At 64.6% G+C, this 14,974-nt stretch carries 13 protein-coding genes; 5 read left to right on the top strand and 8 right to left on the bottom strand.

From position 1 onward, the window contains the following. Positions 1–172: 172 nt before the first annotated feature. The 8 genes from ACGK9R_RS11075 to ACGK9R_RS11040 all read right to left on the bottom strand — a co-directional run bounded on the left by ACGK9R_RS11075 (position 173) and on the right by ACGK9R_RS11040 (position 7,586). Positions 173–595 carry a VOC family protein gene (locus ACGK9R_RS11075; RefSeq protein WP_394581205.1) on the bottom strand — a complete coding sequence of 141 codons (423 nt, stop codon included), beginning with the start codon at positions 593–595 and terminating at the stop codon, positions 173–175. Between the two features lie 58 nt (positions 596–653). Further along, a complete protein-coding gene (locus ACGK9R_RS11070; protein WP_394581203.1) occupies positions 654–2,423 on the bottom strand; it encodes a S8/S53 family peptidase in 1,770 nt (589 codons plus the stop codon). A gap of 75 nt (positions 2,424–2,498) precedes the next feature. Then, positions 2,499–3,422, bottom strand: coding sequence for a biotin-dependent carboxyltransferase family protein (locus ACGK9R_RS11065; protein WP_394581201.1), 924 nt, complete (start codon positions 3,420–3,422; stop codon positions 2,499–2,501). Beyond that, on the bottom strand, positions 3,422–4,123 hold the full coding sequence (pxpB, locus tag ACGK9R_RS11060; RefSeq protein ID WP_394581199.1) for a 5-oxoprolinase subunit PxpB: 702 nt from the start codon (positions 4,121–4,123) through the stop codon (positions 3,422–3,424). Before pxpB ends, ACGK9R_RS11065 begins: the two co-directional genes overlap by 1 nt. Continuing rightward, complete coding sequence (locus tag ACGK9R_RS11055; RefSeq protein WP_394581197.1) at positions 4,120–4,878, bottom strand: 5-oxoprolinase subunit PxpA; 759 nt, start codon at positions 4,876–4,878, stop codon at positions 4,120–4,122. Before ACGK9R_RS11055 ends, pxpB begins: the two co-directional genes overlap by 4 nt. Positions 4,879–4,983: 105 nt before the next feature. Further along, positions 4,984–5,730, bottom strand: a complete 747-nt coding sequence (locus ACGK9R_RS11050; RefSeq protein ID WP_394581195.1) for a sulfite exporter TauE/SafE family protein — start codon at positions 5,728–5,730, stop codon at positions 4,984–4,986. 80 nt (positions 5,731–5,810) lie between these two features. Further along, complete coding sequence (gene iolB / locus ACGK9R_RS11045; protein WP_394581193.1) at positions 5,811–6,614, bottom strand: 5-deoxy-glucuronate isomerase; 804 nt, start codon at positions 6,612–6,614, stop codon at positions 5,811–5,813. Positions 6,615–6,722: 108 nt separating this feature from the next. Next, positions 6,723–7,586, bottom strand: coding sequence for a MurR/RpiR family transcriptional regulator (locus tag ACGK9R_RS11040; protein ID WP_394581191.1), 864 nt, complete (start codon positions 7,584–7,586; stop codon positions 6,723–6,725). A gap of 340 nt (positions 7,587–7,926) precedes the next feature. On the opposite strand from ACGK9R_RS11040, the gene ACGK9R_RS11035 reads away from it, so the two are divergent. The 5 genes from ACGK9R_RS11035 to iolD all read left to right on the top strand — a co-directional run bounded on the left by ACGK9R_RS11035 (position 7,927) and on the right by iolD (position 14,912). After that, positions 7,927–8,751: a TIM barrel protein gene (locus tag ACGK9R_RS11035; protein WP_394581189.1), complete on the top strand. Its 825-nt coding sequence runs from the start codon at positions 7,927–7,929 to the stop codon at positions 8,749–8,751. A gap of 31 nt (positions 8,752–8,782) precedes the next feature. Further along, on the top strand, positions 8,783–9,679 hold the full coding sequence (locus tag ACGK9R_RS11030) for a sugar phosphate isomerase/epimerase family protein (protein ID WP_394581187.1): 897 nt from the start codon (positions 8,783–8,785) through the stop codon (positions 9,677–9,679). Between the two features lie 61 nt (positions 9,680–9,740). Continuing rightward, positions 9,741–10,751: a Gfo/Idh/MocA family protein gene (locus ACGK9R_RS11025; protein ID WP_394581184.1), complete on the top strand. Its 1,011-nt coding sequence runs from the start codon at positions 9,741–9,743 to the stop codon at positions 10,749–10,751. 365 nt (positions 10,752–11,116) lie between these two features. Beyond that, a complete protein-coding gene (gene iolC / locus ACGK9R_RS11020; RefSeq protein ID WP_394581182.1) occupies positions 11,117–13,036 on the top strand; it encodes a 5-dehydro-2-deoxygluconokinase in 1,920 nt (639 codons plus the stop codon). A gap of 25 nt (positions 13,037–13,061) precedes the next feature. Further along, positions 13,062–14,912: a 3D-(3,5/4)-trihydroxycyclohexane-1,2-dione acylhydrolase (decyclizing) gene (gene iolD, locus ACGK9R_RS11015; protein ID WP_394581179.1), complete on the top strand. Its 1,851-nt coding sequence runs from the start codon at positions 13,062–13,064 to the stop codon at positions 14,910–14,912. Positions 14,913–14,974 lie beyond the last annotated feature (62 nt).

Raw genomic sequence — 14,974 nt, 5'->3', positions numbered from 1 at the left:
GTGCCTTGTTACAGCGTTAATAACGGCAAAGGGGGGCGGAACTTGAAAAAAAGAGTGATCTTTAACCGATTTTAAGCAGTGTGATGCGAGAGGGAATGAATGCAGGCGATGAGGCTCGCAAGGGGCAAAAGCGGCGCTTGGCGCCGCTTTTGCTGGACGGTAGGGATTTTGCTCAGGCGAAGCCGTCGTCGTACTCGGCGAGAATTCCCCGGCCGCGCTCGACGAACTCGATGGTGTTGTCTTCGGGGTCGTCGAGAAACAGCGTGCCAATGCCCGCATCCAGCGGACCTTCGGCGCTTTTAACCTCGACACGCTTCTGCTCGTTGGAGAGCTGGTAAGGGCGCTGGCCCTGATCCAGTAGATAGCGGGCGCACTCGTTGAGCGATTCGACTTCGAAAGCGATATGGCGCGACGGATCATATGGCGCCCGTTCGCGATCCGAGGGCATCAGATGCAGCGAAAAGCCGTGGCCGGTGTGCAGCCAGTTGGATTTTTCCGGATGCTGCTGGAAGCCGATCACGCGGGTGTAAAAATCCGTCAGCAGGTCCATGTCGTGGGTGGCAATGGCTGCGTGGTGGACGCCTTTTAGGGTCATGGGGTCTCCTTTCGTCAATGTCCGTATCGAGTACTTGCTCCTGAAGGTTAGCTCATTCTTATGTACCCGGCGTCCGTTCCAGGCTTTGTACCGTCAAATCCAGCGCCTTGTACATGTCGAGCCGCGCGGAGAGGCCGATATCCGGGTGGTTGAGGTCGTTGGCGCGCTCCGAAGGGATAATGGGCGCGGTGAGGTCGTCGGCATCGGTGGGCTCGAAGTCGTACTCTTCGCCGATCGGCATGGCGCTGCGGCGCAAAAGGATACGCAGCTGCGCCGGTGTCAGGGTGGGGTCGATCGACATCATCGCGGCGATCAGCCCGGCGACCAGCGGCGTGGAGTAGGAGGTGCCGCAGTGGGCCTCGCCCTGCTTGGCCTCATCAACCGTGGAGCCGCGCACGCAGGCGGCGGCGGTGATGTCCACGCGCATGTCGATGTTTGAGGCGTCGCGCTTGATCGCGTAGCGCACGTCTTCGACCGCTACGTCCTCGCCGCTTCGTTCATGACCGCCGACCACGAACAGCTGGTCGGTGACGAAGGACGAAGGCAGGCGATATTCGTCGCGCCCGGAAAACGAGGAGGCGTTGCCCGCCGAATTGACCACCACCACGTCCGGATGCTCCCGGCGCAGCCAGAGAAAGAACTCCTCGAGCAGCTCCTCGTAGCCATCCATGGCGATGCCGGAGCGTATCAGCGAGTCGACCTCGTCACCGTTGATATCGGTGGTGCCTACCCGGTGAATGCCCCAGCTCCAGTTGATGACTTTTGCCCCGTCCTGCACCAGATTGACCGAGGCGGCGATGTTCGCGGTGATACCGGCGTCCGAACCGCGGTCGACGATCACGTCGAAGCCCGGGCCAACGCTGTCGAGGCCTCTGAGAAAGCCGCTGTTGCCGCCTTCGTTCCAGGCCGCGGCCAGAATGCCGGCCACCGTGGTGCCGTGGCCGTCCGGCGCATCGGCATCCTTGGCGTAAACGCAGGTACGGGTCGCCTCCATGCGGCAGTCGCCCAGGTAGTCGGCAAAGTCCGGGGCGTCGAAATCGACGTTGCGTTCGATCACGCCGATGCGCACGGGGTGGGTATCGACGTCGTCGTGATCACGCGGCAGGCGCCGCTGATAGAAGTTCACCGCGTCGAGAAAGCGATTCGCCGCCCACTCCTGGTCGTGGGCCTCGGGCGGGGTGACCGCGTCCGCTTCGATGCTCTCTTCGGCATTCGACTCCTCGACGACCACGGCATCGACGCTGAGCTCGCTGCCCAGGCGCAGCACCAGGGCGTCGCGGGCGTCCAGGTCCTTTGCCGGCAGGCGCAGCTGATACGTGTTGAGCGGCGGAATCTGGCCGACCACCTGGGCGTCGTACTTCTCGGCCAGCCGGCGCGCCTCCTCCAGCCCGTCGTACTCCTCCTCGATGATCAGGCTGATGAGATCGACGTAGCTCGATACGCCATCCATGTTCTCGGCAATCTCATTTTCGGTGGCGGCGATCACGTGGCTGCCGCGAAGGCTCGCCCACACCGGATTGCTCTGGCGCTGATCCTGCTCGAGCCACAAGGGGCCGCTCTGGGCATCGCTATCCAGGGTGATGCGAAGCACGCCGTTCTGCTTCTCGATGCGCTCCGGTGCCAGCGCCGTGCCGGCGAACGTCACCTGGGGCGTGGCGTCATCGAGCCCGCTGACCTGCAGGCAGAACGTCTGCGTCTGCTGGCCGAGAAGATCGCCACAGCGCTGAAAGAGCTCGATACGAAGGGGGGCCTCGCTGGCCGTGACCGGCGAGGAAAGCGCCAGTGCCAGGCTTGCAATCAATGGCAGCGCGAAGGGGTTGACGGTCATGTCACGGTTTCCTTTGAGGCAAGAGAGGCGGGTGAGCATAACCTCGGCGGTTTAACCTGACATGAACGAGCGGGTCTATGCCCAGACGCCGAGCTGGCGGCGGTGAAGGAGCTGCGCCTGGGTGGCACTAACCGGCGCGAGGCGCACTTTGGTGCCGGGCAGGCACTGGGCGAGCCGGGCGCAGGCGCTGGGGGTGAGCGCGCCGATACGCGGATAGCCGCCGATCGTCTGACGATCGTTCATCAGCACGATCGGCTGGCCGTCCGGGGGAATCTGCACCGCGCCGAGCGGAATGCCTTCCGAGACGATGCCGGACAGCGCGCTTTGCAGCGGCGTGCCGGTCAGGCGAATGCCCATGCGGTCGGCGCGCTGGTCCACCGTCCAGACCTGGTTGAAAGCCTGGTAGAGGTTGCGTCCGGCAAAATGCGACGCCTGGGCGCCGAGCACGAAGGGCAAGGTGCACTCGGTGCTGGGCAGGGGTAGCTGGATGCCGCGCGGCAGCGTGCGATGGGTCGATTCGCCGCCAAACCAGGTGAGCCGGTCGCCGGCTTTTAGCGGCGTACCGTCGTCCGCAAGCCCGCCGATCTTCTCGCGCGCCGTGCAGGCGCGGCTGCCAAGCGTTTTGGGTGCGTCGAGCCCGCCGGGAAACGCCAGGTAGGTGCGAAGCCCCCCCTTGGGTTGGCGAAAGCAGAGCCGCTGCCCCGGGGCCAGCGTGAACGTGCCCTGGGCGGCGAGCGGCGCGTCGTCGAGGCGCGCGTCGAGATCCGCGCCGACCAGCGCCAGCGTCACCTCGCATTCGGCCTCAAGGGTCAGATTGCCACCCATGACGATTTCGAGCGCGGCGCTGTGCGGGTCGTTGCCCAGAAGCCAGTTGGCCCAGCGATAGGAGATCCAGTCCGCCGCACCGCCCTGGGTGATGCCCAGGTGATTGAGCCCGAAGCGGCCGGTGTCCTGAACCAGCGCGAGCGGGCCTGCCTGAATGACGCGTAACCCTTGCATCAGCGCTCCTCCATCGGGGTGGTGTCGCCACCGGCGGCTTCGAACTCGGCCTTCGAGATCGCCTTGAAGCGCACCTTGTCGCCGGGGCTGAAAAGCGGTTCGCCGCGGCGGGCGTACTCGAACAGCGGCACCGCGGTGCGCCCGAGAATGTTCCAGCCGCCGGGAGAGAGCAGCGGGTAGATCGCGGTCTGGCGCTCGGCGATACCGACGCTGCCCGCCGGGACGCGCTGCCGAGGCGTGGTCAGGCGCGGCGTGGCGAGCGCTTCTTCCACCAGGCCCATGAAGCCGTAACCCGGTGCGAAGCCGAGTGCGAACACGCAGTAGTCGTGGCTACAGTGGCGCTCGATTAGTGCCTCGACGCTGAGCCCGGCGCGCTCGGCTATGCGGGAAAGCTCCGGGCCGACGCTGTCGTCGTACCATACGGGGATTTCGTGGAGCTGGCCGTTTTGCGTCGTGGCCGGCTGCAGGCCGTCGAGCGCCTGGCGCACCTTGTTCGAAGCCTCGCTGAACGAAAGCGCCAGGCAGTCGTAGTGGATCAAGAGCGTGGTGTAGGAGGGCGTCAGGTCGATCAGGGCGTCGCCGAAGGCCTCTCGCAGGGCGGTGTCTGCCGCCATGATCCAGGCCATGTTCTCTTCTTCGATGGTATCGAACAGGCGCACCGTGATCGCGTCCATCGCCGCGGTTTCAAGGCGCGGCCTCACGCGCGCTCCAGCGCGTCGAACGCCTCACGAATGGCGCGCACCGCCTTGATCGATTCCGGGTTGTCGCCGTGTACGCAGAGCGTATCGCAGGCAAGCGTCAGTGGCGTGCCGTCGCGGGCGGTCAGCGCCTCGCCTTTGGCAAGTGCCACGGCCTGGGCAACGATGGTCGCGCGGTCATGATGCACCGCGCCTTCGAGCCGGCGCGAGGCGAGATGGCCGTTGGCTTCATAGGCGCGGTCGGCGAAGGTCTCGAACCAGAGAGTGACGCCCATTTTCGCCGCCAGCTCGCGCTGGCCCTGGGGGTCGGCGGTCGCCATCACCATCAGCGGGAGCTCGGCATCGAAGGCCTTGACCGCGAGCAGCGCGCCTTCGAGCAGTTCGAGGTTGGCGGCCATGTCGTTGTACATCGCCCCGTGGGGCTTGATGTAGGCAAGCTCGGCCCCTTCGGCGCGGCAGATGCCGGAAAGCGCGCCGGCCTGGTAGAGGATCATGTCCTCGACCTCGGCGGCCGAGCAGGCCATCGAGCGCCGCCCGAAGCCCATCAGATCCGGGTAGCCCGGGTGGGCGCCGATACGCACGCCGTGTTCGGCGGCCAGCGCCACGGTGCGGCGCATCACGTGAGGGTCCGAGGCGTGGTAGCCGCAGGCGATGTTGGCGCAGTCCACAAACGGCATCACCTCGGCGTCCATGCCCAATTGCCAGTTACCGAAGCTTTCGCCCATGTCGCAGTTGAGCAGCGGGAGGGATACGGTCATGGGGCTCTCCTGGTGGTTATTCTTCGGCGCCGTAAAAGGATTTTATAGCAATGCTCGCCGCGCGATCGCAACCCCGGCCCGACGACCGGGCAAAAGCCCGGGCGACTAGCCGCCCCAGGCCTGCCACACCAGCTGCGCCCCGACCAGGAACATCGCCGCGATCACCAGCCGGTAGAAGAGTACTTCGTTGACGCGGTGCTGTAGCCACAGCCCGTTACGTACGCCGACCCAGGCCAGCGGCACCAGCAGCAGCGATGCCCAGGCGCTGGTCAGGTTGATCTCGCCAAGCCATAGATAAGGCCCCAGCTTGATCACGTTGACCGTGGCGAAGGCGATCACCGAGGTGGCGATGAAGGTCTCCTTGGGCAGCTTGCGCGGCAGCAGGTACAGATTCAGCGGCGGGGCGCCGGCGTGGGCGATGAAGCTGGTGAAACCGCAGGTCGTGGCGGCGGGCAGCGCCCAGTAGGAGGAAATGGGCTTGCTGGCGACGGGTTTGATCAGCATGTAGAGCGCGAACGCCAGCGACAGCACGCCCAGCACCAGGCGCACGCCCTGCTCGCTCAAACTGCCAAACAGCGCGGTGCCGATCGCCACGCCAACGAACAGCCCCGGCACGAATCGCCACACCTCCGCCATGCTCTGCTTGCCCCACCAGGCTTTCACCGCGAAGGCGTCCATTACCAGCAAAAGGGGCAGTAAAAGCCCCGCGGCTTGGGTCGGGCTGATCACCAACGCCATCAGCGGCACCGAAAGCGTGCCGAAACCGCCGGCGAAGCCGCCCTTTGAAACGCCGGTAAGGTAGACGGAAAAGGCGATGACCAGCCAGGCGATGAGCGAGTAATCGGGCAGCATGAGGCGTCCTCTTAAGCAATGAAAACCCCGCCGCAGCGGGGTCGATAAAGTGTAGCGAGGCGCGAGGGCGGGTTGAAGGCTCAGCCCTTGATCAGCCACTCGTGGTCCGGGTCGTTGTGGAATTTCCACACCCGCTTTGGCCCCGCCATCACGTTGAGATAGTAGAGCGAGTAGCCGTGGGGGGCGCCGACCGGATGATAGCCTCTGGGCACCAGCACGCAGCGGCCGTTTTCCACCGCCATGGTCTCGTCGAGCGAACGGTCGTCGGTGTAGACGCGCTGGAAGGCGAAGCCCTGAGGCGGGTCGATGCGGTGGTAGTAGGTCTCCTCGAGCTGCGACTCCTCGGGCAGGTTATCCACATCGTGTTTGTGCGGCGGGTAGCTCGACCAGTTGCCTTCCGGGGTGTACACCTCGACCACCAGCAGGCTGTCGGCGGATTCGCTGTCCGGCAGGATATCGTGCACGTGGCGCACGTTGCTCCCCTGGCCGCGGGTGCTCTGCTTGATGTCGCTCGGGGCGATCAGGCGCACGGCGTGGTTGCCCTGGCCCGGCGCTGCGCATACCGCAAGCTCAAGCTCGGTGGTCGCCTCGACTTCGTAGCTTGCGCCGTTGGGCAGGTAGACGGCGTAGGGCGGGATCTGCTCGAACACGTCCATCCGCTCGCCGATATCCTCGAAGCGGTGCTCGCCGCTGATCACGGTGGCGCGCCCGGTCAGCAGCACCAGGCACACCTCCTGGTCGCCGGTGGTCGCCTCGATACGCTGGCCCTTCTCGAGTTTGTGAACGCGAAAACCGATGTACTCCCAGCCCGCCGAGGCCGGGGTCACGTCGATGATCGTGCCCTGTTCGTCCGGGGCGGCGGGGTGAACGAGTAGCGATGACATGGCGGCTCTCCTCATGGGCTCGCGCGATGGCGAAGGTTGAAAGCCTTGAGTGTAGAGCCTTGGAATAAATATTCCAATTGAACGAAGGTTTAGAATTAAAGCCCGCGCTCAGTTGGAAAGCGGCGCCGGCGTCGCCTCGAGGTGGTCGCGCGCCTTGTCCTGGCGCACGCCCAGGGCAATCGCCAGGGTCTGGGTCAGGCAGAGCGACGCGGTGAGGCCGCGAAAGCTTTTCACTTCGGCCTCATACACCAGCAGTGAAACGTCGGCGAAGCGCACCAGCGGGCTCAGCGGGGAGTCTGTCAGCACCACCAGTGGAATACCGCGCTGGTGCGCCTGCTCGGCCACATCCTGGGACTCCTGAGCGTAGGGCGAGAAGCTTACCACCAGCAGTGCGTCCTCCTGGCTTGCCGCCTTGACCTGCTCGCCGTACATGGCGCCGAGCCCGTTCATCAGAAAGGCGGGCTTGTCGATGTGATGCAGCGCATAGGTCATGTAGCTGGCCACCACGAAGCTTCGCCGCGCGCCCATGACGTGCACCGCCCGGGCGTTTTCGAAGATATCCAGCGCCTGTTCCAGGTGCTTCGGGTCGATGCGCCCGGGCAGCTGGCCGAGCACCTCCTGATGGGCGGTGGCGAACTCCCAAAGCAGCTGGGCGCTGTCGAGTTCGTCGCCGGTGGCGCTGCGCACCGCGCGAATGCGCTCGCTGTAGTTGGGCAGCTCGTCGAACAGCCGCGAGCGAAACAGCAGCTGCATTTCCGAAAATCCAGAGAAACCGAAGCTGTTGGAGAAGCGGATCAGGGTCGACGGCGTGACGCCGGCCTGCTTGGCGAGCTGCGCCACGGTAGCGAAGGCGACCTCCTGGGGGTGGTCGAGAAGGAACTTCGCGGTCTGCTGGAGCCGGCGGCTCAGCGACGGGTAGTCGGCGGTGATGCGCTCTTCTAGGGTGGCGAAGCTCTGCGGTACTTGGCTCATGGCGGGCGCCTGCGGGTCACAAAATCGTTATAGGGTTATGCCCTAGCGTAGTGAAGTGGGAATGGAAATTCTATATCTCCTGAAAACGTTCCGGATGCCGAGCAGGTGCGCGTTCCCAAGCCAGGGAACGGCCGAATGCACTACTGCTTTAGTCGAGTTTGTCCGAGCAAAATGCGCCATTATTCATTTCAAGCAATTGTTTTTAATTAATTTAATGTTCTGCTGAGTGAAGTTTCCTGAGGGCGGAATATTCTGATCGTTGTTCGTTTGGAATATATATTCTATTCTCTCGCTACTCTGGAATACCTCAAAAAAACCGCTTTTAACCCAGGAGACCGCCATGGCGCACAACAACCTCAACTTCGCGCTCAACCACATGGTCAACCCCCGCTGGACGCCCCAGCAGTTGATCGAGACCGCCGCCGAAATGGGCGTGCGCGCCGTGGAGCTTCGCAACGACGTGGGCGACAACAGCATCGTCGACGTGGCCTCGGCCAGGCGCGCCGGGGAGCTGGCCCGCGAGCACGGTATCGAGGTGCTGAGCCTCAACGCGCTCTACCCGTTCAATGTCTGGAACGCCGAGCGCGAAGCCCAGGCCGACAAACTGATCGAGTGGGTCGATGCCGCCGGCGGTAAAGGTTTGGTGCTTTGCCCATTGGTAGACGCCAATGACTCACGCGACGGCAAGGCGCGTCGCGAAGGCCTCGAACAGGCGCTGATCGCCCTCGACGAGCGGCTGGGCCGCCATGACCTGAAAGGCTTCGTCGAGCCGCTGGGGTTCCCGATTTCGTCGCTGCGCTTCAAGGCCGAGGCGCTCGAGGTGATCGACGCGCTGGGGCTCGCCGAGCGTTTCTCGCTGGTCCACGACACCTTCCACCACCAGGGCGCTGGCGAGCAGGCGGTGTTTGCCCGCCGTACGGGGCTGGTACACGTTTCTGGCCTCGACGACCCAATGATCAGTTTTGAATCGATGCTCGACGAGCACCGGGTGCTGGTCGACGAACGCGACCAGCTCGACAACGTCGGCCAGCTGCGCGCGCTGTTAAGTGATGGTTTCGATGGCTACGTCTCCTTCGAGCCCTTCGCCCCAGCGGTGCACCAGCACCCGGAACCCGAGCAAGCGCTGCGCGAGAGCATGGACTTTCTACGCCGGGCACTCGCCTGAGTCCGCGCCGATAACAACACAGGAGACGTCCATGAAGATCGCCCTCGACCCCCACATGCACCGCCATCTTTCGCTGCCGGAGATTTGCCGGCTGACCCGCGAACTCGGCTACGACTACATCGAACTCTCGCCGCGCCCGGACTTCATGGTCTGGTGGACGCGCCCGCGCACCTACCCAAGCGCTATACGCGAGTTCAAGGCCGCGATGAAGAAGTACGATGTGGGCCTTGCCACCATGCAGCCGATGTACCGCTGGTCCAGCCCCTACCGCGACGAGTGGGAAATGGCGATGGATAACTGGAAGCGCCTCATCGAGGTGGCCGTCGAACTCGACAATCCGCTGCTGATCTCCGAGTTCGGCCGCGGCGGCTCGGTCGAGCGCTCCCAGGCGGACCGCGACGGTATCCACACCCCGGAGGCGTGCGAAAACGCCTTCTGGCGTTCGATGGACGTGCTGGTGCCGATTCTCGAGCGCGAAGGGCTGACGCTCAGCCTCGAGCCGCACCCGGAGGATTGGATCGAGACCATGGCGCCGGCAGTCGAGATCATCAAGACCATCGATTCACCGGCGGTGAAGTGCTCCTACATCGCGCCGCACTGCTTCTTCTACGGCGACGATCTGGCCGAGACCCTGCGCGCCACACAAGGCGAGCTGGTGCACGCCCGGGTTGCCGACACCTTCAACCACAAGGCGTCGTCGCAGCTTCGCTATATCGTCAATCCGCCCGGCTCGACGGCGCGGGTGCATCAGCACCTGGACATGGGCGAAGGTGAAATCGACTGGGATGTCTTCTTCAAGACGCTGCACGAGATCGGCTTCGACGGCGTGCTCTCGAGCTGCGTGTTCGGCTGGGAGGAGCGCGCCGAAGCCTCCAACCGCTTCATGCGCGAAGAAATCCAGCGCTACGTCGACAGGTACTGGAAATAAACGTACTGAAACTGACACGCATTCAACCCGATACGTACGCAACAATAAGGAGGGTCACGCCATGACCATCAAACTCGGCATCATCGGTACCGGCATGATCGGCGAAGAGCACGCCCGCCGGATCACCTGCGAGCTGACCGGCGCCATTATTACCGCGGTCACCGACGTCAACCAGGAGCAGGCGCGGGGCGTGGTCGAGCGCCTCGGCCTTGCCGCCGAGGTCTACCCGGACGGCGCCTCGCTGATCGCCTCGCCTGAGGTCGACGCGGTAATGGTCACTTCCTGGGGGCCTACTCACGAAGAGTACGTGCTGGCGGCAATCAAGGCGGGCAAGCCGGTGTTCTGCGAAAAGCCGCTGGCCACCACGGCCGATGGGTGTCGCAACATCATTAACGCCGAGATCGAAGGCGGCCGGCGGCTGGTGCAGGTTGGTTTCATGCGCCGCTACGACAGCGGCTACCGGCTAATGAAAGAGGCGATCGACGCCGACCGCCTGGGCGAGCCCTTGATGATCCACGCCGCCCACCGTAACCCGGAGGTGCCGGAGCGCTACGTCACGCCGATGGCGATTCACGACACCCTGATCCACGAGCTCGACACCTTTCGCTGGCTGCTCGACGACGACTACAAGAGCGCCCAGGTGGTCTTCCCACGCAAGACCCGCCACGCCCACAGCCAGGTGGCAGACCCTCAGATCGTGCTGCTCGAAACCGTCAAGGGCGTGCGTATCGACGTCGAGGTGTTCGTCAACTGCCGCTACGGCTACGACATCCAGTGCGACGTGGTGGGCGAGGAGGGCGTGGCCCGCCTGCCGGAGCCCCAGTCGCTACAGTTTCGCCAGGCCGCCCAGCGCTCCAACGACATTCTGATGGATTGGAAAAAACGCTTCGGCGATGCCTTCAGCGTGGAGCTTCAGGCGTTCATCGACGGCGCGGCGAGCGGCGAGCTCGGCGGACCCTCCTCCTGGGACGGCTACGCTGCCGCGGTGGTGGGCGATGTCTGCGTCAAGGCCCAGGAGAGTGGCGCGATCGAGGCCGTCGAGATGCCCGAGCGGCCGGATTTCTACGCCTGAGCCAACCCGATTTATCAAGGATGTAATACGCTCACTGTTTCGCAGGCACAGGATTTATCAGGAAGAGAAGGCTCTATCAGGAAGAGACGGCTTCATCAGGGAAGGCAGGCTCCGCCAGGGATGGCGGGGCCGTTTTTTTTGGTTCGAACTCGGGTTGAATTCGCTCTACGACCAAAGCATAGCGCGCTTTTCATTTCATTCGTTGAGTATTTGGAATAAAAATTCTATATTGAGCGCAGACGCCATCAACGACGATGTTTTGATCACGACATTCTTACAACGACCTTCCTATAAACAGTGCAGCCGCCGGGCCGTGATGCGATCACCGAAACAGGCGGCGCGGGAAACGCGCAGGATGTGACGCCATGAACGAAAACAAGACGCTGGATCTGATCTGCCTCGGCCGAGCCGCCGTCGATCTTTACGGCCACCAGGTGGGCAGCCGCCTGGAGGACATGGGAAGCTTCGCCAAGTACCTGGGCGGCTCCTCGGGCAACATTGCCTACGGCACCGCCCGCATGGGGCTCAAATCCGCCATGCTCACTCGGGTGGGCGACGAGCACATGGGCCGCTTCGTGCGTGAGGAGCTTGCCCGCGCCGGGGTCGATACGAGCCACGTGGTGACCGATAAGGAGCGCCTGACGGGGCTGGTGATTCTCGGCATCAAGGACCGCGACACCTTTCCGCTGATCTTCTACCGCAATGACTGCGCCGACATGGCCGTCGACAGCGCCGATTTCGACCCCGCGTTCATCGCCTCGAGCCGCGCGCTTCTGATCACCGGCACCCACTTTTCCACCGAGCAGACCTACACCACCAGCAAGACCGCCATCGAGTATGCCAAAGCGGCGGGCACCAGGGTGATTCTCGATATCGACTACCGACCGGTGCTGTGGGGCCTGACCACGCTCGGCGACGGCGAGACCCGCTTCATCTCCAACGAAGGGGTGAGTCGCCACCTGCAGACCATCCTGCCGGATCTCGACCTGATCGTGGGGACCGAAGAGGAGGTGCATATCGCCGGCGGCAGCACCGATACCCTTGAAGCGCTGAGAAAGATCCGCGAGCTGACCGACGCCACCATCGTGCTCAAGCTCGGCGCCCAGGGCTGCACCGTGCTCGACGGCGCAATCCCGCAAAGCGAGGACGATTTCGAGGTTCACACCGGCGTGCGGGTCGACGTGCTCAACGTACTCGGCGCGGGGGATGCCTTCATGAGTGGCTTTCTGCGCGGCTGGCTGCAGGGTGAGTCTCACGCTCAGAGCTGCGCCTACGCCAACGCCTGCGGGGCGCTGGTGGTGTCGCGCCACGGCTGCGCGCCGGCGATTCCCAGCGCCGAGGAGCTCGACGACTACCTGACCCGGGCCGAGAGCATTCCCCGCCCGGACCTGGACACCCGGCTCAACTACCTGCACCGCGTCACCACCCAGCGCTCGCCGAAGGTGTGGAACGATCTGTGCATTCTGGCCTTCGATCACCGCAAGCAGCTTTTCGACATGGCCCGGGAAGAGGGCGCCGATATCGAGCGTATCTCCACGCTCAAGCAGCTGCTGGTCAAGGCGACCGAGCGCGGAAACGAACACCTCGGCGACAGCAAGGTGGGCGTGTTGATCGACGACACCTACGGCCAGGAGGCGCTCAACGCCGTGACCGGCCGCGACTGGTGGGTCGCTCGCCCGGTGGAGCTGCCAGGCTCACGGCCGATCGAGCTCGAGGGTGGGCGCAGCATCGGCTCGCGGCTGGCCCAGTGGCCGAAGGAGCACATCGTCAAGTGCCTGGTGTTCTACCACCCGGAGGACCAGGTGGCGCTGCGCCAGGCTCAGGAGCGCCAGGTGATCGAGCTCTACCGCGCCTGCAGCGACGCCGGCAACGAGCTGCTTCTGGAGATCATTCCGCCAAAGGACGTCAGCGCCGACGACGACGTGTTCATCAGCGCCATCCAGCGCTTTTACAACCTCGGTGTCTACCCGGACTGGTGGAAGCTGCCGGCGCAAAGCGCGGATGCGTGGCGGCGTATCGGCGAGCTGATCAAGGCGCGGGCGCCGCACTGCCGGGGCGTGGTGATGCTGGGGCTCGACGCGCCGCTCGAGGAGCTCAAACAGGGCCTGATGAACAGCGCCGGGGTGGATATCTGCAAGGGCTTCGCCGTGGGGCGTAGTATCTTCGGCGAGCCCAGCCGGCGCTGGCTGCGCGGCGACTACGACGACGAGCAGCTGATCCAGGCGGTACTCGACAACTACCTTGCGCTGGTCGACGCCTGGCAGATGCGCCAGCGCGCGGCCTGATACGAACCGAACGAGAGACAGGGCTATGACAACCATTCGACTCACCATGGCGCAAGCCGTCGTTCGCTACCTGCAGGCGCAGAAAGTGGACATCGACGGGCAGATCGAGCCGCTGATTCCCGGCGTCTGGGCGATTTTCGGCCACGGCAACGTGGCCGGGCTCGGCGAGGCGCTGTACCAGGCGCGTGAAACGCTACCCACTTACCGCGCCCACAACGAGCAGGGCATGGCCCACGCCGCCATCGCCTACGCCAAGACGCAAAACCGCCGCCAGCTGATGGCCTGCACGGCGTCCGCCGGGCCGGGCTCGACCAACATGGTCACCGCCGCTGCGCTTGCCCACGTCAACCGCCTGCCGGTGCTGTTTCTGCCCGGCGACACCTTCGCCACGCGCATGCCGGACCCGGTGCTCCAGCAGGTCGAGAACTTCCACGACCACACCCTGACCTCCAACGACTGCTTCAAGCCGGTCAGCCGCTTTTTCGACCGTATTACCCGGCCCGAGCAACTTTTGACCTCGCTGCCCCAGGCGCTGCGCGTGCTGACCGACCCGGTCGAGTGCGGCCCGGTGACGCTGGCGCTGCCCCAGGATATCCAGACCTTCGCCTTCGACTACCCGGAGCACTTCTTCGACGAGAAGATCCACCGCCTGCGCCGCCAGGCGCCGGATCGCGACGAGCTCGAAAGTGCGCTCGCGCTGATCCGCCAGGCGAAGAAGCCGCTGGTGATCGCCGGCGGCGGCGCCCACTACGCGGGCGCGCTTTCCGAACTCGAGGCGCTAGTGACGCGCTTTCACCTGCCGGTGGGCGAGACTCAGGCCGGCAAAGGGGCACTGCCCTGGGATCACGCCCAGAATGTCGGCAGCATCGGCGTGACCGGCGGGGCGGCGGCCAACGCCCTGGCCGCCGAGGCGGACCTGATCGTCGCCGTGGGCACGCGGCTTGGCGATTTTGCCTCCGGCTCGCGGGCGATGATCAACCCGGACGCGAAGCTTCTGAGCATTAACGTGGCCTCCTTCGATGCGGTCAAGCACAAGGGCCAAGCGCTGGTGGGCGACGCCAAACTCACCCTTGCCGAGCTTGCCGATAAGCTCGAGGGCTGGCAGCCGTCCGGCGAGTGGATCGAGCAGGCGGCGGCGCTTCGCGACGACTGGAACCGTACGGTAGATAAGGTCACCGCGGATCGCAAAAGCGCGCTTCCCTGCGACGCCGAGGTGGTCGGGGCGGTGAACCGCGCCGCCGGCGAGCGCGATATCGTGGTCTGCGCTGCCGGCGGGTTGCCCGGCGAGCTGCAAAAACTCTGGCGCACCCGCTATGACCGTGGCTACCACATGGAGTACGGCTACTCCTGCATGGGCTACGAGCTGGCAGGGGGCCTCGGCGTCAAGATGGCCAGGCCCGACTCCGAAGTGTTCGTGATGGTCGGCGACGGCTCCTACCTGATGCTCAACTCCGAGATCGCGACCTCGGTGATGCTTGGCCACAAGATCATCGCCGTGGTGCTGGATAACCGCGGCTACGGCTGCATTCACCGCCTGCAGCAGTTCTGTGGCGGGCCGGGCTTCAACAACATGCTCGAGGATTGCGTGAGTGTGGAGGCGGGGGCGCCGAAAACCGATTTCGCCGGCCACGCCCGCGCGCTGGGTGCCGAGGCCGAACAGGTCGGCAACATTGCCGAACTCGAAGCAGCGCTTGCCCGCGCCAAAGCGAGTGAGACGAGCTACGTCATCGCCATCGACACTGACGCGCTGGCCGACACCCAGGACGGCGGTACCTGGTGGGACGTAGCGGTGCCGGAGGTCTCCGAGCGCGCCGAGGTACGCACCGCCCGCGAGCGTTACGAGGCCTACAAGGCGCGCCAATTCAAGAACCTGTAGCGCACGGCGCGCCCTTGCGGGCGCGCCGTTGAAAGCGAATGCCTGAACAATGATCGCTTGAA

Origin of the sequence: Halomonas sp. HNIBRBA4712, from assembly GCF_043558675.1 — a bacterium.
Lineage (GTDB): Bacteria > Pseudomonadota > Gammaproteobacteria > Pseudomonadales > Halomonadaceae > Vreelandella.
Note: the sequence above shows the minus strand (reverse complement) of the source record. Positions and strands in the feature narration are given on the sequence as shown.

Coding starts and splice junctions, on each gene's coding strand:
- iolC (WP_394581182.1), top strand. CDS start 11,117: ATGAACGAAAACAAGACGCTGGATCTGATCTGCCTCGGCCGAGCCGCC.
- iolD (WP_394581179.1), top strand. CDS start 13,062: ATGACAACCATTCGACTCACCATGGCGCAAGCCGTCGTTCGCTACCTG.
- ACGK9R_RS11035 (WP_394581189.1), top strand. CDS start 7,927: ATGGCGCACAACAACCTCAACTTCGCGCTCAACCACATGGTCAACCCC.
- ACGK9R_RS11040 (WP_394581191.1), bottom strand. CDS start 7,586: ATGAGCCAAGTACCGCAGAGCTTCGCCACCCTAGAAGAGCGCATCACC.
- ACGK9R_RS11025 (WP_394581184.1), top strand. CDS start 9,741: ATGACCATCAAACTCGGCATCATCGGTACCGGCATGATCGGCGAAGAG.
- ACGK9R_RS11050 (WP_394581195.1), bottom strand. CDS start 5,730: ATGCTGCCCGATTACTCGCTCATCGCCTGGCTGGTCATCGCCTTTTCC.
- ACGK9R_RS11055 (WP_394581197.1), bottom strand. CDS start 4,878: ATGACCGTATCCCTCCCGCTGCTCAACTGCGACATGGGCGAAAGCTTC.
- ACGK9R_RS11070 (WP_394581203.1), bottom strand. CDS start 2,423: ATGACCGTCAACCCCTTCGCGCTGCCATTGATTGCAAGCCTGGCACTG.
- ACGK9R_RS11075 (WP_394581205.1), bottom strand. CDS start 595: ATGACCCTAAAAGGCGTCCACCACGCAGCCATTGCCACCCACGACATG.
- ACGK9R_RS11065 (WP_394581201.1), bottom strand. CDS start 3,422: ATGCAAGGGTTACGCGTCATTCAGGCAGGCCCGCTCGCGCTGGTTCAG.
- iolB (WP_394581193.1), bottom strand. CDS start 6,614: ATGTCATCGCTACTCGTTCACCCCGCCGCCCCGGACGAACAGGGCACG.
- ACGK9R_RS11030 (WP_394581187.1), top strand. CDS start 8,783: ATGAAGATCGCCCTCGACCCCCACATGCACCGCCATCTTTCGCTGCCG.